Source organism: Micromonospora sp. BQ32 (genome assembly GCF_059358895.1).
The window spans coordinates 403442-426026 of record NZ_JCADBI010000003.1 but is presented as its reverse complement, the minus strand read 5'-3'; the positions used below and the strand labels follow the sequence as shown (position 1 = coordinate 426026).

The following is a 22585-nucleotide window of genomic DNA, read 5'->3' as shown; positions in this document are numbered from 1 at the left end:
CGAATCGCCGTCACGGACAGTTGTGGTGCCGCGATCGGCGCCGTCCGGGTTAGCCTTGGCGCATATGGCTACCTTTCGCAGCGCCTCAGTGCTCCTTTCCTCGGACGGCACCAGGACCCCCGGCACCGCCGCCCTCTTCGCCGAGCCGGCCCGTAGGGGCGGGGTTCCGCCGTGGGCGGGCGACTTCCGACCCGCCAACAGCGCCGGCAACGGCCCCAAGAACGCGATCGGCAAGACCTTCACGTTGGAACTGCCCGACGGCAGCACCGGCAAGGTCGTGGTCCAGGGCCTCAAGAGCGGCAAGGGCGGCGTCGTGCTGGCGCTGATGGGCGAGGACGCCCCGCCCTTCTGACCAGCAGTCGCACGGCTCTCGTCACCCAGGCGCCCTGGGTTGACCCCTTCCGGGGTCAGCCCAGGGCGCCTGACCAACCACGCCAGTCAGTCCAGGGTGACCACCCAGCGAGCGCCCTCGCCCCGCGCCAGCCGGTCGAACGCCGCGGGCGCCTCCTCCAACGGGACCGTTCCGCTGACCAGCACCCCCAGATCCAGTGCGCTGTCGGCGAGCTCGGCAGCCAACACCGGCACCTCCCGGTCCGGGTCGGACGAGCCGTACACCGAGGAGCGCAGCGTGCGCGCGGAGTGGAAGATGTCCAGCGCGCCGAGGCTGACCATGTCGTCCTTCGCGCCCATGCCGACCACGGTCACCGCTCCCCCACGCCGGGTCAGCCGCCAGGCGGCGCGGATGGTGGCGGCCCGACCGACGCACTCGAAGGCGTGGTCGACGCCGCGGCTCTCGGTGCGCGCCCGTACCTCCTTGGAGAGCCGATCGTCGGAGAGCAAAAAGTCGGTCGCCCCGGCGGCGAGCGCCAGGTCCCGCTTCGCCTCGGCGACGTCGATGGCCAGAATCGTCGTGGCACCGGCTCGGCGGGCCGCGCTGAGCACGGCGAGCCCGACCCCACCCAGCCCGACGACCGCCACCGACTCGCCGGGCGCCACCCGGGCGGTGTTCCGAACCGCGCCGACGCCGGTGAGCACCGCGCAGCCGAGCAGCGCGGCCTGCTCGGGCGGCAGCCCGGCGGGGATCGGGATGACGGCACGCTCGGGTACCACCACCGCCTCGGCGAGCGCACCGAGGCCGAGGGTCAAATGCAGCGGGAGCCCGTCGTCGGTCTCGCCGCGCGGCACGGTCGGGGCCGTGGTGTCGGCGCAGAGCCACGGCTCGCCGCGCCGGCACCACCAGCAGGCCCGGCAGGCCGGCGCCCAGTTGAGCACCACCGGTGTGCCGACGGTCAGGTGGCTGCCCGGCCCGACCTCGGCCACCACTCCGGTCGCCTCGTGCCCCAACGCCAGCGGGAACCTCGCGGCGAGGGTGCCGTTGACCATCGACAGGTCGGAGTGGCAGACACCGGCCGCTGTGATCGTCACCCGCACCTCGCCAGGGCCGGGCGCGGGCAGGCGTACCCGCTCGACCCGCAGCTCGGCGCCGGACCCGCGCGCGACCAGCGCGCGAACAATGACCGGCGCGGACGCCGGCTCGGTGCCGCCACCCGGCGCGGCCGGGGACAGCTCGGTGCCGGTCATCGCTGGATCGCCTTCAGCTCGCAGAACTCGGCCAGCCCGTGCACACCCAACTCCCGGCCCAGGCCGGACTGCTTGTAGCCGCCGAACGGGGCGAGCGGGTTGAACGGGGCGCCGTTGATGTCGACCGCACCGGTGCGCAGCCGCCGGGCCACCGCGAGCGCCGCGTCGGTGTCGGCGGACCAGACCGCGCCGGCCAGCCCGTACTTCGAATTGTTGGCGATGGCGACCGCCTCGTCGGTGTCGGCGAACGGGATGACGGCGAGCACCGGGCCGAAGACCTCCTCCTGGGCGAGCGCGCTGTCGGGGTGCACGTCGGCGAAGACGGTCGGGGCGACGAAGTGCCCCCGGGCCGGCACCGGGGCGGCGGGTCCGCCGGCGACCAACCGGGCACCGTCGGCGAGGGCCCGGTCGATGTGGCCGCGCACCCGCTCGGCCTGGGCGGCGGAGACCAGCGGGCCGAGCCGGGTCGCCGGGTCGAACGGGTCGCCGAGTCGGTAGCCGGCCACCGCCGTGCCGATCAAGTGCAGGGCTTCGTCGTACCGGTCGCGGTGCACCAGCATCCGGGTCCACGCGGTGCAGGTCTGCCCGGAGTTGAGCAGGGCGTTGCCGACGCCCACCTTGACGGCGGCGGCCAGGTCGGCGTCGGGGAGGATCACGTTGGCGGACTTGCCGCCCAGTTCCAGCGCGACCCGGGCGATCCGGTCGGCGGCGAGCCGCATGATCCGCGCGCCGGTGGCGGTGGAGCCGGTGAACGAGACCAGGTCGACGTCGGGGTGCCCGGCGAGAGCCTCGCCGACCACCGGCCCGGTGCCGGGGACCAGGTTGAGCACGCCCGGCGGCAATCCGGCTTCGGTGACCGCGTCGAAGAGCAGGTACGCCGTCAGCGGGGTCAGTTCGCTGGGCTTGAGCACCACCGTGCAGCCGGCGGCCAGCGCGGGTGCGAGCTTCGCCATCACCTGGTGCAGCGGGTAGTTCCACGGGGTGATCGCGCCGACCACGCCGATCGGCTCGCGGACCACGAGGGAGTTGCCGATGCTCTCCTCGACCGGCGCGCGGGCGGCGAGCGCGACGTGGTCGCGCAGCACGGTCAGCGGGAGCCCGACCTGCACCCGGGTGGCGAGCTTGAGCGGCGCGCCGAGCTCCACGGCGATGGTGCGGGCGAGGTCGTCGGCGCGGGCGGTGAGCGCCGTGTGCAGCCGGTCGAGGTGGGCGGAGCGCTCGGCGGGAGTGGCGGCCGACCAGCCGGAAAACGCGGCGCGGGCCGCGGCCACGGCGCGATCCACATCGGCGGGGGTGCCGGCCGGCACCTGCCCGACCAGCTCCCCGGTGCTGGGGTTCTCCACGTCGATCAGGTCGGCGTCGGCGGGAGACGTCCACTCCCCGCCGACGTGCAGGTGGCGCCGGAGGCGCAGGGAGTCGGGCAACTGCGACAGCGGGGCGGCGAGGTCCATGTCGTCCCTTCGAGGGTGGGCGATGGGCGAGGGCGACGGGGGTCGCGATGGGGCGATGAAACTAGCGCTGGGAGTTTGGACGCTACCCGGTGGGCCGGGCGGACTCCACCGTCTCGACGGTGCGGGTGTACTCGGCGGCCAGCCCGTGCAGCAGGGCGTCCAGGCCGAGGGCGAAGGCGCCCTCGTCCACGCTCTGCTGGTGCTCGGCGAGCCGGTGCGCCTGGCGCAGGTGCGGGTAGTGCGCCGCGTACAGCTCCGGGTCCTCGACGAAACCGCGGGCGAACGAGCCGAGCGCCGACCCGGCCACGAAGTAGCGCAGCGCCGCGCCGATGTGGGTGGCGCGGGCCGGTGGCCAGCCGGCCCGGACCAGGCCGCCGTAGACCGCGTCGGCCATGGCGAGGGCGGCCGGTCGACGACCCGGCCCCTGCGCCAGGTACGGCACGATGTTCGGGTGCGCGGTGAGCGCCCGTCGGTACGACCAGGCCCAGTCCCGCAGCGCGGCGACCCAGTCCCGGCTGGCGAAGCCACTGGTGTCGACGGCGCCGGTGACCGTGTCGGCGACCGCGTCGAGGATCTCGTCCTTGGTGGCGAAGTGGTTGTAGAGCGACGGTCCGCGTACGCCCAGTTCGGCGGCGAGCCGGCGGGTGGAGAAGGCGGGCAGGCCCTCGGCGTCGATGAGCGCGGTGGCTGTCTCGACGATCAGCAACCGGGTGAGCCGGGGCTGGCGGGGTCGGGGCACTGCGCTCCTCGCGGTCTCGGGCCGTGGGGTCTGGACGAATGAAAACTTACACCGCTAGTTTATGTATGACCGCTGCGGCCCGTAGCGGCGCACCGCCACGCCGACCGAGGGGGAACCGTGGACTTCGCACTGTCCGACGAGGAACGCGCCGTCCGAGACACCGTGCGCGCGTTCATAACCCGCGAGGTGATGCCCCTGGAAGCGGAGGTGCTCCGCCGGGAACGGGCGCACCAGCCGGGCCTCGACCACTCCGAGGTGCGCGAGCTGCAACTCAAGGCGCGCAAGTTCGGCTTCTGGGGCCTGGCCACCCCGGAAGAGTACGGCGGGATGAACCTGCCAGCCGTACTCCAGTCGTTGATCTGGACCGAGCTGGGCCGCACGTTCGTGCCATTCCGCTTCGGTGGCGAGGCGGACAACATCCTGTTCCACGCCACCGAGGAGCAGAAGCGGGAGTTCCTCATCCCGACCATCGAGGGCGAGCGACGCTCCTGCTTCGCCATCACCGAACCGGGCGCCGGGTCGGACGCGGCCAACATCCGGCTGTCCGCCCGCCGCGACGGCGACGACTGGATCCTCGACGGCGAGAAGACCTTCATCACCGGCGGTCACGACGCCGACTTCGCCATCGTGGTCGCGGTGACCGACCGGGAGAAGGGCGCCCGCAACGGCGGAGCCACCGCGTTCCTGGTGGACCGGTCGATGGGCTGGCGCTCGGAGTTCATCCAGACGATGGGCGAGGGCGGGCCCGCGTCGCTCATCTTCGACGGCGTACGCGTGCCGCACCGCAACATCCTCGGCGAGATCGGGCAGGGTTTCACGCTCGGCATGGAGTGGATCGGCAAGGGTCGCTACACCATCCCTTCGCACGCCATCGGCATCGCCGAGCGGGTGTTGCAGATGGCCATCGACTACGCCAACACCCGGGAGACCTTCGGCGCGAAGATCGGCACCAACCAGGCCATCCAGTGGATGATCGCCGACTCGGAGACGGAGCTGGAGGCGGCCCGCTGGCTGGTGCTGCGCTCGGCGTGGACGGTCGACGCGGGCCTGGACCCCCGACACGCCTCGTCGATGGGCAAGCTCTACGGCGCCGGCATGGTCAACCGGGTGGTCGACCGGGTGCTCCAGATCCACGGCGGCATGGGCTACACGCGGGAGCTGCCCATCGAACGCTGGTACCGGCAGGTCCGGCTCTACCGGATCTTCGAGGGCACCGACGAGATGCAGCGGCTGATCATCTCGCGGGACCTGCTGCGCGGCTACACGAAGATCGGTGGCCACCTGGCCTGAGCCGGATGCCTGATGCCGCTGAGGACGGCCGGCCGCGCGCCGGCCGTCCTCGGCGTCAGGTTCAGCCGGTCAACGCCGTCAGGGCGGAGTCCACATCGGCCTCGGTGGAGTAGATGTGGAACGAGGCCCGGACCCGTCCGGCGCGCACCGCCGCCCGGATGCCGGCCGCCGCGAGGCGCTGCTCCGCGTCGGGCACGTCCACGCTGACGATGGCGCTCTGCCCCGGTGGCCGGCCCAGCCCGGTCAGGAACCGGTTGGCCAGCGCCACGTTGTGCGCCCCGATCGCCGACACACCGATCTCGGCGACCACCTCCAGGGCGGGCGCCGCACCGACCCAGCTGAACCAGGCCGGTGAGATGTCGAACCGGCGGGCGTCGTCGGCCAGCCGCAGCGGCGGGCCGTAGTAGGAGGCGTGCGGGTCGCCGCCCGCGTACCAACCGGCCGCGTCGGGGCGCAGCCGTTCGCGCAACGCCGGGGCCAGATAGGCGTACCCGGTCCCGCGCGGATTCATCAGCCACTTGTAACCGCCCACCGCCACCGCATCGGCCCGGCTGCCGTCGAACGGCAGCCAGCCGCACGCCTGGGTGGCGTCCACCACCACCAGCGCGTCGTGCGCACGGGCGGCGGCCACGATCTCGTCGTACGCCGCGATCGCCCCGTCGGCCGACTGCACCAGGCTGAACGCGACCAGGTCGGTGTCGGCGTCGATGGCGTCGACCAGCGACTCCAGCGGCACCGTGCGGACCTTGACGCCCCGCTCCTGCTGAACCAGCCAGGGGAAGAGATTCGAGGTGAACTCGACCTCGGGGACCACCACCGTGGCACCGGCCGGCAGCGCCGCCGCGACCGGCGCGAGGAGCTGAGACACGGCCGCGCCGACCGCCACGTCACCGACCGGCACCCCGATGAGGCCGGCGAAGGCGACGCGAGCCCGGTGCGTCGACTCGCCCCAGCCCTCCCACGACGTACGACCAACCCGCCAGGCAGCGAGGGCTTCCTGCACCGCCGCCCACCCCGGCTCCGGCGGCAACCCGTAGCTGGCGGTGTTCAACCAGCCCGGCTCCGGCTGCCACAGCTTCTGCGCCTGCTCGATCTCCATGCCCTCGACGCTAGGCCGAGCGGCGCGCGACCGGCACGGCCAATCGGCAACCGGCGGCCTGTGGCGCACGGCGGCGGGCCGGTCTGAGCGGCCCCCGGTGAGTACTGTCTCGCATGGCCCGACACGAGGCGGGCCAGGCTGGGGAGGCCATGCGCTTCAGGCGATCTGTCGACGCCGCCGGCTCCGCCGGCCGGCACCGCCGGACGTGGCTGGCGGCGCTGGCCGTCGCCGCGCTCTCCGTCCCGGTGGGACTGCTCACGAATCTGGTGAGCGACCGGGTGCCGGCGCAGCTGGACCGGCTGGCGCTGCCGGCGTTCGCGGCGGCGGTCGTCGCCTTTCTGCTCGCGGTGGCGTGGCAGACGCGGCAGAGCATGCCGGGCGCGGGCAGCCGCCGCTCCAGGGCGCGGCGGCTGAGGGAGAAGCAGCAGACGATCCGGCTCGTAGAAGCCGCCGCGCGGGAAGCGCTGCGGGAGACGTTCGCCGAGATTCCGCGCCTTCCGCTGAGGCTGAGAGGCCGCCCGGATCTGCTCGGCAATCCCCGCCTGCTGCCGGACGCACCCCGCTCGGCGACACCGAATGGTGGCCCGACCGCCAGTGCCGACGAGATCGGCGAGATCTTTGACGGCACCGGGCGGTCGCTGCTCCTGATTGGTGCCGGCGGTGCCGGCAAGAGCACCCTGCTGGCCGAGTTGTGCCTGTGGTTGTGCGAGCGGGCCGACCCGCGTGACGAGGACCCGCAGATTCCGATCCTGGTTAGCCTGGCGTCCTGGCGGGGTGGCGACGAACCGGTGACGGAGTGGCTGTGCCGGGTCACCGCCGACACCTACCCGGGGGTGGGGGCCGACCTGGTCCGAGAGTGGGTCGAGGAACGGTCACTCGTACTCCTTCTCGACGGGCTCGACGAGATCCGCGGCCGGGAACGGGCGGTCCGGGCACTCGACGCATTCCTTCGTCTCGGCCCCTGTCCCGTGGCGGTCGGCTCCCGGACAGACGACCACCTCACCGGCGGCACCAAACTCAGCCTCTCGCACGCGCTGGAGATCGTGCCGCTCGACCGGCGCGAGGTCGACACCTACCTCGCCGACCTGGGCAGCTCGGTGTCGGAAGCCGTTCGGGCGGTGCCGGCCAAGGACCAGGCGTGGTGGGCGATGATCGGTACGCCGATGATGCTGGGCGTTGTCGCCCGGGTGTCCGCCAGCCGTCCGGACGCCACGCTGCCGGCAAAGGGCTCGGTACGTCAGCGGCGGGCCGACCTCATCGAGATCCACGTCGACGCCCTGCTGCACCGGCGGACAGACCGGCAGCCGGGCTTCCCGCCCGAGGACGCCCGGCGGTGGCTGGAGTGGCTCGCGGAGTGGATGACCCGGCACCGCAGCGCAGACTTCTACCTCGACCGGCTCCCACCGGCGTGGATCGCGGACGTCACCGATGCCAAAGAGCTGAAAATCCGGCCGAGGTACTGGCTTCCGATGACTTGGACGGCCGCCATCGGCGTGCTGTACGTCATCGCGTTCGTCGGGGGCGGCGACCTCTTCGCCGGGATTCCCCTCATGTGGAACGGTCTGCTGCTGACCTTCGCCACGAGCTTGCACATCCGACGCCGGCACTGCAGGCCGGACCGGCCCATCGAGCCGGTGTGGCGGGTCACGGGGCAGTGGCTGCCGCTGACGCTGCTCGGCCTGCTCTTCTCCTCGATCGGAGTACTGGTGGCCCGGCCGTCCCTCCCCACCTCCATCGCCGGCACGGGTGTCGTCGTGACTGCTGTCACCGCAACGCTCGCCACGGCGCCGGTGGCGATCGCGCTCGCCGGCAACCCGGTATCCATCCCCGACCGGGAGGGTCTGCCGCCGGGCGCGCGGGTGCGGCGATCCAAGCGGATCGCCTGGACGGCCGCGCTGGGGCTCGGCCCGCCGATCGCCCTGGCGGCCGGGCTGATGCGCGGGCTCCACGACGACGACCTGGCATGGGGGCTCAGCTTCGGGATTCCGTTCGCGGTCCTCTGCATGGCCAGCTTCTGGCTGATCTTCGGCGGCGTACCGGTCCTGCAGTACCGGGCGTTCTTCCGCCAACTCGCGAAGTCCGGTCACGGACCGGCCGATTACCTGGGCTTCCTGGACTGGTGCCGGGAACGGCTGGTGCTACAGGCCGCCGGCAGCGCGTACCGCTTCCCGCACCGGGAGATCCAGCGGCATCTCGCCGAGTCGTGGCGCCGCAACCAGCGGGTCGCACGAAAGGCGAGCCGTCGAGAAGACCCCTCATGATCGTCAGTCGGGGCCGTTGGCCAACTGCCGTCACGGCCTCCGGCCGCGATCGACCGGTTCGTCACCGACGGGCCGACGGATCCGGGCGAGGCTGTCGGCGAGACCGGCGAGCCACCGGTCGACCTCCACCAGATGCCGCACCGACGACGGGTCGGCCCCGCTCAGCAGCGCGCGGATCCGGTCCAGCTCGACGGCACGGTTGGTCGGGACCGGCGTCGAAGCCGAGGGGCGGCCGTCCGCGACCTCGTCGGCGAGGTCCTCGTACGCCGATCGCAGGCGCCCGGCGGAGTCCCGCAACAGCGCCGCCGCCTCGGGCCAGCCGGCGAGGCAGCCGGGCGGGTTGCGACGCAACAGCGACTCCGCGCCGGGCACGACGTGGTTCCCGGCGCTCAGGACGGCATCCCAGTTCACCTGCTGACGGTGCGGATCGTGCCGCTCGGAGTGGTACTGGCCGTAGGACGAGTCGACGAGGATCATCCGACGCCGAACCCGGTCGATGGCACGGTCGGATGGCGGCGCTCCGCCGAGCACCGCCTCGACAGTCTGTTCGACCGCGTCCGCGTTGGCCGCCAGATAGCGGGTGGCGTTGTGCCGCAGGTCGTGGCCCGCGCCGCGCGGCCACATCGCCACGCCGGCGAGGACACCGATCACCGCGCCGAGCAGGACATCGACGAGGCGGATCTCGGCGAGCCGCCACCCTTCGGGGTTGAGCTGCGCGAAGACGACCGTCAGCAGCACCGTGAAGAGCGCCTGCTGCCACACCGGACCGAGCAGCCGACCAGCGCCGAAAGCCAGCATCAGGGTCACCGGCAGGACGACGGCGTACACGATCGGCTGGTCCACGACGAGCATCACGCCGCCGCTGACGACGGCACCGGCGATCGTGCCGAGCACGGCCGGCCGCAGCGCGGTGCGGGTGTCCGCGGCCGAGGTCCGCAGGACCGTGAGAGTGGCCAGCAGCACCCAGAAGCCGTGGGTCAGCTGCAATACCCCGGCGGCCACCCGGGCGATGGCGAGTGCCACGGCCAGCCGCAGCGAGCTGTGCAGGTGAGCCGAGCGGGGTGCGAGGTGGGAGCGGACCTGCCACCAGTACAGCGTCCAGGGACGGTGCCGCGCGTACTCGAACACCCCTGAGCCGGTGTCCGTCCCGTCGGGCCGCGGCCCGGTGGCCACCCGGGACCCGACGGCGAAGACCCGCACCTGGTCGGCGAGGGCCAACGCGCTCGCGTCCTGGCACAACCGGGGTACGTCCAACGCGTCGCGGCCGTCGCCCCCTCCGACTGAGTACGTCGCCTCGGCTCGCCCGACTGCGGCGTCCAGGTCGTCGAGGTCCACCGCCGGGGCACCCGGCGACAGGCTCCGACCGGCGGCACGGGTCGTGTCCGCGCACGAACGCAGCAGACGGGCCGCCGACAGGTCCGGGATCGGCTCCGGTGGGAGGTCCGCCGCCAGCCGGTCCGCCAAGGCGAACACCTCCCGTAACGCGGTGGCGCTGATCCGCAGTGCCCGGTCCTTGACGCCCGCTGCGATGGGAGCCCACTCCGGGGGGTCGCGGCCCAACTCGATCGCCGTTACCACGTCATGCGCCCGCTCGCGCCGCGTGCCCCGACCAGCCGGATCGGCGCGTGGGTCGGTCAACCCCTCGGCGGCCGCGTCGAGGAAGGCGGCGACGCCGTCCGCCGCCTCGGCGAGGCGCTGCCGGTAGGAGACCGGCACCGGGTCGGGCCAGAGGAACACCTCGGCCGCGGCGAGCAGCACGACGGCGAACGTGACCCCACCGAGTCGCTCCGGCAGGGTGCCCGGCTGGTACGGCGGGAACGACGCCAGGATGTAGAAGAGCTGGAACGCGCTCGCCAACCCGACCAGACGGGGATTGGCGACCCCGGCGAACGCCACCACGAACCCGATGACCAGCATGCCGCCAGCGGCCGCCCACGTGCTCCACGCCAGGAGCGAGCCCACCGCGATCAGCGCCCACACCGCCGGCAGCGACAGCACCAGGATTCGCGCCCGCTGCGGCGCCGGGCCAGGAAGTTGCGCGAACGACCCGGCGGCGATCGTGCCGAACAACCCGTACGTGGCGAGCGTCGAACTGCCCACGCCGTACCGGCAGCTGTAGAAGACGACGGACGCGACGAGCGTCAGCCGTGCCGCCCGTCGCAGGATGGCGTCACCCGGGTCACGGCGGCGAAGCCGGCCAAGGAGGCTGGTTCCGAGCACAACCGCTCCCCCGGTTCGTCACAGCACCCCTCCCCGGCCCACCATTCTCCACCGCGTTCGGCGGTGGGCGGCGGGTTTGCCGACGAATCACCGTCGGGAGTTGCCGAGCAGACCGAGCCGGAGGGCCCGGAACAGGGTGCCGGGGCGGCTCAGGGCGGCCGGGTGGTCGAGCATGGTGGTGACCCGGCCCAACCGGGCGTTGAGCACCGGGTCGGTCAGCGACGCCCGGAAGAGCAGGTCCCCGAACCACTTGGTGACCTTGTAACCGGGCGGGTACGGCCCGCCGACGTGTGGCAGCTCGATGTCGGCGGTGGTGGAGATCTGCCAGGCGGCGTCGACCACCACCCGGACCTGGTCGAAGTACGCCCGCGCGGGCTCGTCGTGCGGCTTCGGACCGGAGCGCAGATACCTCGACAGGCAGGAGGCGTGTAGCGCCGCGGAGGTCATGCCCTGGCCGTACACCGGGTTGAAGGACGCCACCGCGTCGCCGGCGGCGACCAACCCGGCGGGCAGCCGGTCGAGCTTGTGGAAGTCGCGGCGTCGGCTGTCCGCCTGGTGGTAGGTGACCACCCCGCCGAGCATCTCCCCGTGCTCGGCGATGTCACCGAACATCTGCGGGTAGTGCTCCCGGCAGCGGGCGGTGAAGTCGGCGACGTCGCGGCTGGGCCGGTCCCCGTCGTAACCGGCCACCAGCATGATCCAGCGGTCCCCCTCGACCGAGTTGATCCCACCGATCCGGGCGGTACGCCCCTTGCCCGCCATGGTGTGGAAGACCGCCACCCAGGCGTCGCTGACCTTCTCGTCGCGCTTGAAGAGCGCCGTGGCGTAGTTCAGCTTGATCGGCATGCGGTGCATCGGCGGGCGCGGCCACCCGTGCTCGGCCAGCCAGTCGCTCAACCGGCTGGACCGCCCCATCGCGTCGACCACCAGGTCGGCCGCTTCGACGACGGGCTCGGTGCCGCCCTCGGGCAGGTACCGGGCGCCGGTGACCCGCCGCTCGTCGAAGAGCAGGCCCTCCGCCCGGCCGTACACCATGCGGATGTTGTCGGTGGCGAGGGTGCGCCGCCGGACCAGCGCCTCCAGGAACGGACGGGTGGTGATCAGCGCCGGCCCGGTGCCGGTCGCCGCGGGCGGCAGGCCCAGTCTGCCGTTCACGAAGACCTTCGCCGTGCTCGGGTCGCGCGACGGCGGCGGGGCGCCGAGCGCGAGCGCCTCGTCGGCGATGCCGGGAAACCAGCGCTCCAACTGGACCTGACCGGCGGGCAGCAGCGCGTGCACCTGACTGCCCTGGGGCACCCCCGGCCGTGGCCCGGCGTCGACATCGGACGGGTCCCGTTCGACGATCAGCACTTCCTCGGCGTGGTCGCTCAACACCCGGGCCGCCAGCAACCCGGCCATGCTGCCACCGAGCACCACCGCACGTCGCATGACCACTCTGGTCTCGGCCGGTGGTTCGGCCGTCGCTAGCTCGGCAAAGAGCCGGGACGGAGAGGGGGACATGCGATCACTCCTCGAACGGTCGGGAAACCGTGGCATCCACGACCGTAACCATCGCGGTGCCCGCCGTCAGCGCTCAGTTGGCTCACTATTTCGAGTTGACACCCCGGCTGCGGTGGCCAGGTCCGCGGCGGGCCCGCCGGCCAGGGTCGCGCCGGGACCAACCAGCAGCTATGAATACCGGGATGAGTGCCCATGCCGGTGCGACCCGGACCCCACCTGCCCCGGCCCTTCCCGAGTCCGGTGTGCGCAGTCGGGCCAGGCCGATCGCCGGGTGGGGCTTCCTGTGCCTGGCGATGATTCTGTCCGCCTGCACGCCGGCAGGTGAGTCGCGCCAGCACACCCCGCCGCCGGCCAACGGCGCGGCGCCGTCGACCGACGCCAGCGATGGTGGGCCGCCCTGCACGGCGTCGGTCGATGAACTGTCGGCACCGCCGGCGGGCTACCGGTTGGTGGGGCAGGACGTGGCAGTGCCCGACGCCCCCGTGATGTCGGTGGAAGATTCCGGGGAGGCCGATCCGGCGGCGCGACTGTTCGCCAAATGGGGGCTCGTCGTCCGCGCTGGCCGGGTCGTCGACCTGCGGGTGGCGCCGGGCTGGCAGGACAAGGCCCGGCTCGGATGGGGCGGCACCGGCACGCCCGCGGCGGCCACCACGGTGCACACGTGCGCGCCGGAGGGCGGGCCGGCTCAGTGGCTCGCCTTCGTGGGCGGCACCTGGGTCGCGCAGGCCGCCTGTGTACCGCTCGTCGTGACGTCGAACGGCCAGGACGACCGCGTCAACCTCGGCATCGGCGTCCCCTGCGACAGGAGCACCGCGCCATAGCCCCGCGCGCTCAGGCGGTTGGGGTGGACGGGGGCCGTCTCCGCGCCCGGCACCTGAAGATCGACCCGGGTTGCAGGAAAACGCGGTGTCGGGGTCGTTCGGATGCCCCGATTTTCGGGAAACGGAGTGGATCATTGCCGGGCAGGGTCGCGGTGGCACCGGCCGCCGCGACCCGTCCATGCCGTGACTCAGGCCGGGGCTCCGGCTGGCGTAGCTTCCTTCTCGTCGGGGCGGGGCGCCGCCTCGTCGTCGTGGTCGTCGTCGTGCTCGTCGACCATGGTGGCCTCGTCGAACGGGTCGTTCCCACTGAGCACCGCGGCCGCCCGGTCCCGGTCGAACTCTCCGGTCCAGGTCCCCACCAGCACGGTCGCCACCGCGTTGCCGGCGAAGTTGGTCAGCGCCCGAGCCTCCGACATGAACCGGTCGATGCCGACGATCAGCCCGACCCCGTCGACGAGGTCCGGGCGGTGTGACTGGAGGCCACCGGCCAGCGTGGCCAGCCCGGCGCCGGTGACCCCGGCGGCGCCCTTCGACGCGATGATCATGAACAGCAGCAGCGAGATCTGCTCGCCGATGGCCAGCGGCTTGCCCAGCGCGTCGGCGATGAAGAGCGACGCCATGGTCAGGTAGATGGCCGTCCCGTCCAAATTGAACGAGTAGCCGGTCGGCACCGTGATGCCGACGACCGGCTTGCTCACGCCGAAGTGCTCCATCTTGGCGATCAGCCGCGGCAGCGCCGACTCCGACGACGAGGTGGACAGGATCAGCAGGAACTCCCGGCCCAGGTAACGCAGCAGCGAGAAGATCGAGATCCGGGCCACGAACCACAGCAGCGCGCCCAGGAAGACCAGCACGAAAATCAGACAGGTGGCGTAGAAGCCCACCATGATCTGGGCGAGGCTCTTGAGGGCGTCCACGCCGGTCGCGCCGACCACCGCGGCCATCGCGCCGAACGCACCGATCGGCGCCAACCACATGATCATGGCGAGGACCTTGAAGACAACCCGCTGGATGACGGTGATGGCGCTGAGCACCGGTTCACCCCGCCGGCCCATGGCCTGGACGGCGAAGCCGACCAGCAGGGCGACCAGCAGCGTCTGGAGCACCTTGCCCTCGGTGAGCGAGGAGAGCAGCGTCGTCGGGATGATCCCGAGCAGGAAGTCCGCCGTACCGGCGGCCTCGTCACCGGCGGCGGCCTTGCCGGCGCCGGCGAGGTCCGGGCCGAGGTTCAGCCCGGAGCCGGGGTGGATGAGGTTGCCGACGACCAGGCCGATGGCGAGGGCGACGGTCGACATGGTCAGGAAGTAGCCGAGGGCCAGGCCGCCGACCTTGCCGACCTTCGCGGCCTGCCGGACGGAGCCGACGCCGAGCACGATGGTGCAGAAGATGACCGGGCTGATCATCATCTTGATCAGGTTGACGAAGCCGGTGCCGATCGGCTTGAGTTCCTTGCCGAAATCGGGGGCGACCAGGCCGACCACGATGCCGGCGACCACGGCCACGATGACGGCCAGATACAGGTAACGGGTACGGTCCCGGCGGACCGCCGGTGCCGGGGTGGTGTCGGGTGCGGTGGTGTCCATGTCGACAATGTGAAGCGCGTCTCACCCGTTGACAGCCTTGCGGTCATTCTGTTCACCGCGATGGCGTCGACGGTGGCGTGACGAGGAGGTGGTGGGGGGTGGCCCGACGCCAGTGGAGCATCGCGGGGCAACTCTTCGCCCTCCAGGCGATGGTGGTGACGCTGCTCGTGCTGGCCGGCGCGGCGGGTGCCGTCTGGCTGGCCCGCAGCGACTCCCGCCAGGCCGCGCAGGAGGAGGTGCTCGCGGTGGCGCAGACCGTGGCCGGCTCCCCCGACGTCCGCGCGGCCCTCGCCACCGCCGACCCCGCGAGGGTCCTCCAGCCGTACGCCGAATCGACCCGGAAGGCCACCGGCACCGACTTCGTGGTGGTGATGGCCCCCGACCGCACCCGTTTCTCGCACCCGACCCGGGACCGGATCGGCGAGCCGTTCGTCGGCGAGATCGGGCCCGCCCTGGCGGGCCGCCCGTTCACCACCACCAACGTCGGGACGCTCGGCGAGTCGGTACGCGCGGTCGTCCCGGTCTACGACGAGCAGCGACGCCTCGTCGGTCTGGTCTCGGTGGGCATCACCACCCGTGCGATCGACCGTAAGCTGCTCGGCCAGTTGCCGGTGCTGCTCGGTGTGGCCGCACCGGCTCTGGCGCTCGCCGCGACGGGCTCCTGGCTGCTCAGCCGCCGGCTCCGTCGCCAGACGCACGGTCTGGGTCCAGCGCAGATGACCCGGATGTACGAGTACTACGACGCCGTTCTGCACTCGGTCCGCGAAGGTCTCGTCGTGCTGACCACCGATCGTCGGGTGGCGCTGGTGAACGACGAGGGCCGCCGGCTGTTGGGGCTGGACGCGGACGCGCCGGTGATCGACCAGCCGGTGGCCGGGATCGACCTGCCGCCCGCGGCGGCCGAGTTGCTCGACTCCGGGCGCGACGCCCGCGACGAGCCGATCCTCGCCGGTGACCGGGTGCTCGTCGCCAACCAGCGAACCACCCGCTTCGAGGGTGCCGTGCTCGGCACCGTGCTGACCCTGCGCGACCAGACCGAGCTGCGCACCCTGGCCAGCGAGCTGGATTCGGTGCGCGCGCTGACCGAGGCGTTGCAGGCGCAGACCCACGAGTCGGCCAACCGGCTGCACACCGTGCTGACCCTGGTCGAGCTGGGCCGCGCCGACGAGGCCGTCCGGCTCGGCACCCGGGACCTGGTCCTCGCCCAGCAGCTGACCGACCGGGTGGTCGGCGCGGTGACCGAGCCGGCGTTGGCCGCGTTGCTGCTCGGCAAGTCCGCGCAGGCCGGCGAGCGCGGGGTGGATCTGGTGATCGAGCCGGACTGCCGCCTCGACGACAGTCCGCTGCCGACCGGTGATTTGCTCACCGTGGTCGGCAACCTGGTCGACAACGCCCTGGAGGCGGTGGCCGGCACGCCGGCGCCGCGCCGGGTCCGGGTCTTCGTCGGCGCGGCCGACGACGAGTTGGTGGTCCGGGTCGCCGACAGCGGCCCCGGGCTGGCGCCGGAGCGGGTCGCCGACGCGTTCCGGCGCGGCTGGTCCACCAAGAGCACCGGCCGCGGGCTCGGCCTGGCGCTGGTCGGGCAGGTGGTGCGCCGGCACGGCGGTAGCGCCGAGGTGGACCGCTCGGACGACGGCGGCAGCGTGTTCACCGTCCGGCTGCCGGTCGTCGGGGCACGCCGATGACCGACATCCGGGTGCTTGTCGTTGAGGACGAGCCGCTGCTGGCCGAGGCGCACAGCGCGTACACCGAACGGGTCCCCGGTTTCGTGGTGGTCGGGGTGGCGCACACCGCGCGGGCGGCGATGGCGGCCCTGCGCGCCAACGACGGCGGCGACGTGGACCTCGTACTCCTTGATTTTCGGCTGCCCGACCTGCACGGCCTGGACGTCTGCCGGGCGCTGCGCGCGGCCGGCAGCAGCGTCGACGTGCTCGCGGTGACCTCCGCGCGGGACCTGGCGGTGGTGCGCACCGCCGTGTCTCTCGGGGTGACCCACTACCTGCTCAAGCCGTTCACGTTCGCCGCGTTCCGCGACAAGCTGGAGCGGTACGCCGACTACCGCGCCCAGGCACTCGCCGACGGCGAGGTCGCCGCCCAGCACGAGGTGGACCAGATGTTCGCCACCCTGCGCGGCACCGCCGGGCACAGCCTGCCCAAGGGGCTCGACGCGCAGACCCTCGATCGGGTACGCGCCGCGCTCACCGACGGGACCCGCGCGGCCCTCGGGCTGTCCGCGACCGAGGTGAGCGCGCTGACCGGCATCTCCCGGGTGACCGCCCGCCGCTACCTGGAGTATCTGGTCACCGTCGACCGGGCCGCTCGAACCCCCCGCTACGGCACCCCCGGCCGCCCGGAGGTCGAGTACCGACCCCGCTGACGCCTCGCCGATCTTGCGTCTTCTGCGGGGACTATTACTCGCAGAAGCGACATTTCTACAACAGCAAGTGCAAGATCGACCGAGGTGGGCCGTAACCGGTGGCGGGGCGGAGATCCGTTGTTAGACTGACCGGGTTGGGTTAGCGGTACGACCAGGGAGACCAGACATGGCGGGTGACGACGACATCTCCGGGTGAGACCGGATGTGTTCGGCCATCGGTTCGGCGCGCGTAGGCGCAGCCGCCGAGGCCATGACGTCGTTCCACCGGTTCCCGTTGTCGTCGGGCGGCTGAGGCGCGCCCACCCCACCCTTTGAGGTCACTCGCATGTCTGATGCGTTCATTGTCTGCTCGAATCTCTCCTTCTCCTGGCCGGACGACACCCCGGTCTTCTCGGAGCTGTCCTTCACCGTGCCGGGCGGTCGCACCGGCCTGGTCGCGCCCAACGGCGCCGGCAAGAGCACCCTGCTCCGGCTGATCGCCGGGGAGCTGCGGCCCAGCGGCGGCAGCGTCACCGTCGACGGTGTGCTCGGCTACCTCCCGCAGACACTGCCGCTGGTCGGCGACCTGACCGTGGCGCAGGTGCTGGGCGTCGCCGAGCGGATCGCGGCGTTGCACGCCATCGAGGCCGGCGATGCCAGCGAGGAGCACTTCGCCACCATCGGCGACGACTGGGACATCGAGGAGCGCACCCGGGCCGAGCTGGACCGGCTCGGCCTCGGTGACCTGGAACTCGACCGGCGGCTGCACACCCTCAGCGGAGGCCAGGTGGTCTCCCTCGGTCTGGCGGCCCAACTGCTGCGCCGCCCGGACGTGCTGCTGCTCGACGAGCCGACCAACAACCTGGACCTGGCGGCCCGGCACAAGCTCTACGACGTGCTGACCGACTGGTCCGGGTGCCTGCTGCTGGTCAGCCACGACCGGGAGCTGCTGGACCGGATGGACCGCATCGCCGAGCTGGAACAGGGCGAGATCCGCTGGTACGGGGGCAACTTCACCGCGTACACCGAGGCGGTGCAGGCGGCGCGGGAGGTGGCCGAGAGCAACCTGCGCAACGCCGAGCAGGAGGTCAAGCGGGAGAAGCGGGAGATGCAGCAGGCCCGGGAGCGCGCTGACCGGCGGGCCAGCAACGCCTCGAAGAACCTGAAGAACGCCGGCCTGGCCCGGATCGTCGCCGGCGGGCTCAAGCGCAGCGCGCAGGAGTCGGCGGGCAAGGCGCAGGAGACACACTCCTCCCGGCTCGGTCAGGCCAAGGCTCGACTCGACGAGGCCGGCCGGGCGGTACGCGACGAGGACCGGATTGTCGTGGACCTGCCGGACACCACCGTCCCGAGCGGGCGCACGGTGTTCTCCGGCCACGGGATGCGGGCCCGCTTCGACGACCGGGAGCTGTTCGGCGGCGACGGCGCCGAGCTGGTGATCCGGGGTCCGGAACGGATCGCGCTCACCGGGGCGAACGGCGTCGGCAAGTCGACCCTGCTGCGCCTGGTCCAGGGTGACCTGCAACCGTCCGGCGGTGAGCTGAAGCGCGGCGACGGGCGGATCGCGTACCTGTCGCAGCGGCTGGACCTGCTGGACCTGGACCGCACGGTCGCGGAGAACTTCGCCGCGTACGCGCCCAGCCTGCCGGACGCCAAGCGGATGAACCTGCTGGCCCGGTTCCTGTTCCGGGGCTCGCGGGTGAACCTGCCGGTCGGGGTGCTCTCCGGCGGTGAACGGCTGCGCGCCACCCTGGCGTGTGTGCTCTGCGCCGAACCGGCGCCGCAGCTGCTGCTGCTCGACGAGCCGACGAACAACCTGGACCTGGTCAGCGTCTCCCAGTTGGAGAGCGCGTTGTCGGCGTACCAGGGGGCGTTCGTGGTGGTCAGCCACGACGAACGGTTCCTCGCCGAGATCGGCGTACAGCGCTGGTTGCGGCTGGCCGACGGCCAGCTGCGGGAGATCAGCGCCCCCGACCGGGGCTGAGCCCGGCGGCCGTCCTCGGTCCGGCCGGCGTACGCCGGCCGGACCGAGGCCCGGTCAGCTCACGTTGGCCGGGCCGAGGACGCTCTTCAGGTCACCCATCAGCGCGGTCGTCGCCGCCACCCGGAACGGACCCAGCCGCAGGGTGGTGGTGCGGCCGCCGTTCTGCAGTTTGACGTGCACCTCGGTGTCGCCGGGGTGCAGCACGAGGGTCTCCTTGAGCCGTTCCACCAGCGGTGGTGTGCACCGGTGCACCGGGATGGTGAGGGTGACCGGCTTGTTGGTGGCGCTGGTGCTGACGTCCGGCATGGACATGTCCATCGCCATGATCCGTGGGGTGTCGTCGCGGCGGTCCACCCGACCCTTGACCACCACGATGGCGTCCTCGGCGATGTACTGCCCGATCACCTCGTAGGTGTTGGGGAAGAACAGCGTCTCCACCCCGCCGGCCAGGTCCTCCAGGGTGGCCGATGCCCAGGCCCGGCCCTGCTTGGTGACCCGGCGCTGCACCCCGGAGAGGATGCCGGCGAGGGTGACGACCGCCCCGTCGGGCACCGCGCCCTCCTCGGCCAGGGAGGCGATGGTGGTGTCGGCTGCCGCGTTGAGAATGTGCTCCAGGCCGAACAGCGGGTGGTCGGAGACGTACAGGCCGAGCATCTCCCGCTCGAAGGCCAGCTTGTCGCGCTTGTCCCACTCACTGTCGCCGATGGTGGGCATCACCGTCGTGCTGCCGGTGTCGGCGTCACCGAACCCGGCGCCGAACAGGTCGTACTGGCCGACGGCCTCCTTGCGCTTGACGTCGGCGTACGCGTCGATCGCGTCGGCGTGCACCGCGAGCAGGCCCTTGCGGGGATGGTCGAGGGAGTCGAACGCGCCTGCCTTGATCAGCGATTCGATGGTCTTCTTGTTGCAGACCACCGCGTCCACCTTGGACAGGAAGTCGTAGAAGTCGGTGTACTCGCCCTTCTCCTCCCGGCAGCGCATGATCGAGGCGACCACGTTCGCCCCGACGTTGCGCACGGCGGCCAGGCCGAAGCGGATGTCCTTGCCGACCGGGGTGAACGGCCCGGCGGAGGTGTTCACGTCCGGCGGCAGCACCTGGATGCGCATTCGGCGGCACTCGGCCAGGTAGAGCGCCATCTTGTCCTTGTCGTCGCCGACGCTGGTCAACAACCCGGCCATGTACTCGGCCGGGTAGTGCGCCTTCAGGTACGCCGTCCAGTAGGAGACCAGGCCGTACGCGGCCGAGTGCGCCTTGTTGAAGGCGTAGCCGGCGAACGGCACCAGGACGTCCCACACCGCCTGGATCGCCTCGTCGGAGTAGCCGCGCTCGCGGCAGCCGTCCCGGAACGGGATGAACTCCTTGTCGAGGATCTCCTTCTTCTTCTTACCCATGGCCCGGCGCAGCAGGTCCGCCTGACCGAGGGTGTAGCCGGCGAGGATCTGCGCGGCGCGCTGCACCTGCTCCTGGTAGACGATCAGGCCGTGGGTGGGCGCCAGGATCTCCCGCAGCGGCTCCTCCAGCTCCGGGTGGATCGGCGTGATCTCCTGGAGGCCGTTCTTGCGCAGCGCGTAGTTGGTGTGCGAGTCGACGCCCATCGGGCCGGGCCGGTACAGGGCCAGGACGGCGGAGATGTCCTCGAAGTTGTCCGGCTTCATCAACCGCAGCAGTGACCGCATCGGCCCACCGTCGAGCTGGAACACGCCCAGGGTGTCACCGCGGGCCAGCAGCTCGTACGCGGCCTTGTCGTCGAGCGGCAGGGCCAGCAGGTCGAGCTTCCGGCCGTGGTTCAGCTCGATGTTCTTGACCGCGTCGTCGATGATCGTCAGGTTGCGCAGGCCGAGGAAGTCCATCTTCAGCAGCCCGAGCGACTCGCACGTCGGGTAGTCGAACTGCGTGATGATCGCCCCGTCGGCGTCGCGGCGCGTCAATGGGATGTGTTCGATGATCGGCTCGGCGGACATGATGACGCCGGCGGCGTGCACACCGGTCTGCCGGATCAGCCCCTCGATGCCCTTGGCCGTGTCGATGACCTTGCGGACGTCCGGGTCGGAGTCGTACAGGCCGCGGATCTCGCCCGCCTCGGCGTAGCGGGGGTGCTTGTTGTCGAAGATGCCGGTGAGCGGGATGTCCTTGCCCATCACCGCCGGTGGCATGGCCTTGGTGATCCGGTCGCCGACCGCGTACGGGAAGCCGAGGACCCGGGCCGAGTCCTTGATCGCGGCCTTCGCCTTGATCGTGCCGAAGGTGGCGATCTGGGCGACCTTGTCCTCACCCCACTTGTCGGTGACGTACTTGATCACCTCGCCGCGCCGACGCTCGTCGAAGTCGATGTCGACATCCGGCATCGAGACCCGCTCGGGGTTGAGGAACCGCTCGAAGATCAGGCCGTGCTGGATCGGGTCCAGGTCGGTGATGCCCAGCGCGTACGCCACGAGCGACCCGGCGGCCGAACCACGGCCCGGGCCCACCGCGATGCCCTGGTTCTTCGCCCACTGGATGAAGTCGGCGACCACCAGGAAGTAGGACGGGAAGCCCATCTGGTTGATGACGCCCAGCTCGTACTCCGCCTGGACGACGTGCCCCTCCGGGATGCCGTTCGGGTAGCGGCGGGCCAGGCCGGCGAAGGTCTCCTTGCGGAACCAGGACTCCTCGGTCTCGCCCTCGGGCACCGGGAAACGCGGCATCAGGTTGTGGAACTCGAACATGCCCTTCGGGTCGACCTTCTCGGCGACCAGCAGGGTGTTGCGGCAGCCCTCCTGCCACAGCTCGGACGAGTCCACCGCGCGCATCTGGTCGGCGCTCTTGATGAAGTAGCCGCCGCCCTCGAACCGGAACCGGTTGGGGTCGTCGATGTTGCTGCCGGTCTGCACGCAGAGCAGCACGTCGTGGGCGGTGGCCTGCGCCTCGTGGGTGTAGTGGGAGTCGTTCGTGACCACCGGTGGGATGTCCAGCTTGCGGGCGATCTCGGTGAGCCCCTCGCGGACCCGGCTCTCGATGGAGAGGCCGTGATCCATGATCTCCAGGAAGTAGTTGTCCTTGCCGAAGATGTCCTGGTAGCTGGCGGCGACCTTGAGCGCCTCGTCGAACTGGCCCAGCCGTAGCCGGGTCTGCACCGCGCCGGACGGGCAGCCGGTGGTGGCCATGATCCCCTCGGCGTGCTCGGCGATCAGCTCCATGTCCATTCGGGGCCACTTGACGTAGTGCCCCTCCATGGAGGCGCGCGAGTTGAGGGTGAAGAGGTTCTTCAGGCCCTGCGCGTTCTTCGCCCACATGGTCTTGTGGGTGATCGCGCCGTTACCGGAGATGTCGTCGCTCTTCTGCTCCGGGCGACCCCACTTGACCCGCGCCTTGTGATAGCGCGACTCCGGCGCCACGTACGCCTCGACGCCCAGGATCGGGGTGATCCCGGCGGCCATCGCCTGGTTGTAGAAGTCGTTCGCGCCGTGCATGTTGCCGTGGTCGGTGATCGCCACAGCGGGCATGCCCAGCCGCTTGGCCTCGGCGAACAGGTCCTTCAGTCGGGCCGCTCCGTCGAGCATCGAGTACTCGGTGTGCACGTGCAGATGCGCGAACGAATCAGCCATGCGTGGCGCCCCCCGGCGGTGTGGATCTTGTTGGTCGGAGCCGACCGGGACCTACCCTACCGAGGTGATCTCGGCGGCTCCACCGTCCGCGCCGAGGGTGGCCCTCGTCTCCTGA

The 22585-nt window shown here is 71.7% G+C and carries 15 protein-coding genes; 7 read left to right on the top strand and 8 right to left on the bottom strand.

Annotated elements, in window-relative coordinates; all coding sequences use genetic code 11:
• Positions 1 to 64 precede the first annotated feature (64 nt).
• Positions 65 to 352 (top strand): hypothetical protein, encoded by a 288-nt coding sequence (locus tag AC5L30_RS08925; protein WP_494866421.1) that lies wholly within the window; start codon positions 65 to 67, stop codon positions 350 to 352.
• An 86-nt stretch (positions 353 to 438) separates the two neighbouring features.
• Here the strand turns inward: AC5L30_RS08925 and AC5L30_RS08920 are convergent, their stop codons facing one another.
• The 3 genes from AC5L30_RS08920 to AC5L30_RS08910 all read right to left on the bottom strand — a co-directional run bounded on the left by AC5L30_RS08920 (position 439) and on the right by AC5L30_RS08910 (position 3771).
• Entirely contained in the window at positions 439 to 1581 is a 1143-nt protein-coding gene (locus AC5L30_RS08920; RefSeq protein ID WP_494866420.1) for an alcohol dehydrogenase catalytic domain-containing protein, read from the bottom strand.
• The gene (locus tag AC5L30_RS08915) at positions 1578 to 3032 is read right to left on the bottom strand and encodes an aldehyde dehydrogenase family protein (RefSeq protein WP_494866419.1); all 1455 of its coding nucleotides are present in this window, start codon (positions 3030 to 3032) and stop codon (positions 1578 to 1580) included. The genes AC5L30_RS08920 and AC5L30_RS08915 overlap by 4 nt, the downstream gene beginning before the upstream one ends.
• An 82-nt stretch (positions 3033 to 3114) precedes the next feature.
• Positions 3115 to 3771 (bottom strand): TetR/AcrR family transcriptional regulator C-terminal domain-containing protein, encoded by a 657-nt coding sequence (locus AC5L30_RS08910; protein ID WP_494866418.1) that lies wholly within the window; start codon positions 3769 to 3771, stop codon positions 3115 to 3117.
• A gap of 117 nt (positions 3772 to 3888) precedes the next feature.
• On the opposite strand from AC5L30_RS08910, the gene AC5L30_RS08905 reads away from it, so the two are divergent.
• A complete protein-coding gene (locus AC5L30_RS08905) occupies positions 3889 to 5061 on the top strand; it encodes an acyl-CoA dehydrogenase family protein (RefSeq protein WP_494866417.1) in 1173 nt (390 codons plus the stop codon).
• Between the two features lie 61 nt (positions 5062 to 5122).
• Here the strand turns inward: AC5L30_RS08905 and AC5L30_RS08900 are convergent, their stop codons facing one another.
• Positions 5123 to 6160: an aminotransferase class V-fold PLP-dependent enzyme gene (locus AC5L30_RS08900; RefSeq protein ID WP_494866416.1), complete on the bottom strand. Its 1038-nt coding sequence runs from the start codon at positions 6158 to 6160 to the stop codon at positions 5123 to 5125.
• 149 nt (positions 6161 to 6309) lie between these two features.
• Between AC5L30_RS08900 and AC5L30_RS08895 the strand changes: the two genes are divergently transcribed.
• Entirely contained in the window at positions 6310 to 8421 is a 2112-nt protein-coding gene (locus tag AC5L30_RS08895) for an NACHT domain-containing protein (protein ID WP_494866415.1), read from the top strand.
• A gap of 30 nt (positions 8422 to 8451) precedes the next feature.
• On the opposite strand, the gene AC5L30_RS08890 is transcribed toward AC5L30_RS08895, so the two are convergent.
• Positions 8452 to 10641 (bottom strand): FUSC family protein, encoded by a 2190-nt coding sequence (locus AC5L30_RS08890; protein WP_494866414.1) that lies wholly within the window; start codon positions 10639 to 10641, stop codon positions 8452 to 8454.
• A gap of 87 nt (positions 10642 to 10728) precedes the next feature.
• Positions 10729 to 12141, bottom strand: a complete 1413-nt coding sequence (locus tag AC5L30_RS08885; protein ID WP_494866413.1) for an FAD-dependent oxidoreductase — start codon at positions 12139 to 12141, stop codon at positions 10729 to 10731.
• A 293-nt stretch (positions 12142 to 12434) separates the two neighbouring features.
• Between AC5L30_RS08885 and AC5L30_RS08880 the strand changes: the two genes are divergently transcribed.
• Positions 12435 to 12962 (top strand): hypothetical protein, encoded by a 528-nt coding sequence (locus AC5L30_RS08880; protein ID WP_494866412.1) that lies wholly within the window; start codon positions 12435 to 12437, stop codon positions 12960 to 12962.
• A gap of 188 nt (positions 12963 to 13150) precedes the next feature.
• Here the strand turns inward: AC5L30_RS08880 and AC5L30_RS08875 are convergent, their stop codons facing one another.
• Positions 13151 to 14545 (bottom strand): cation:dicarboxylate symporter family transporter, encoded by a 1395-nt coding sequence (locus AC5L30_RS08875; protein ID WP_494866411.1) that lies wholly within the window; start codon positions 14543 to 14545, stop codon positions 13151 to 13153.
• Positions 14546 to 14643: 98 nt separating this feature from the next.
• On the opposite strand from AC5L30_RS08875, the gene AC5L30_RS08870 reads away from it, so the two are divergent.
• The 3 genes from AC5L30_RS08870 to abc-f all read left to right on the top strand — a co-directional run bounded on the left by AC5L30_RS08870 (position 14644) and on the right by abc-f (position 18885).
• Positions 14644 to 16230 (top strand): ATP-binding protein, encoded by a 1587-nt coding sequence (locus tag AC5L30_RS08870; RefSeq protein WP_494866410.1) that lies wholly within the window; start codon positions 14644 to 14646, stop codon positions 16228 to 16230.
• Entirely contained in the window at positions 16227 to 16922 is a 696-nt protein-coding gene (locus AC5L30_RS08865) for a response regulator (RefSeq protein ID WP_494866409.1), read from the top strand. The genes AC5L30_RS08870 and AC5L30_RS08865 overlap by 4 nt, the downstream gene beginning before the upstream one ends.
• Before the next feature lie 325 nt (positions 16923 to 17247).
• The gene (abc-f, locus tag AC5L30_RS08860; RefSeq protein WP_494866408.1) at positions 17248 to 18885 is read left to right on the top strand and encodes a ribosomal protection-like ABC-F family protein; all 1638 of its coding nucleotides are present in this window, start codon (positions 17248 to 17250) and stop codon (positions 18883 to 18885) included.
• A 54-nt stretch (positions 18886 to 18939) separates the two neighbouring features.
• Here abc-f and dnaE read toward each other — a convergent pair whose 3' ends face one another.
• Positions 18940 to 22470 carry a DNA polymerase III subunit alpha gene (gene dnaE / locus AC5L30_RS08855; protein ID WP_494866407.1) on the bottom strand — a complete coding sequence of 1177 codons (3531 nt, stop codon included), beginning with the start codon at positions 22468 to 22470 and terminating at the stop codon, positions 18940 to 18942.
• Positions 22471 to 22585 lie beyond the last annotated feature (115 nt).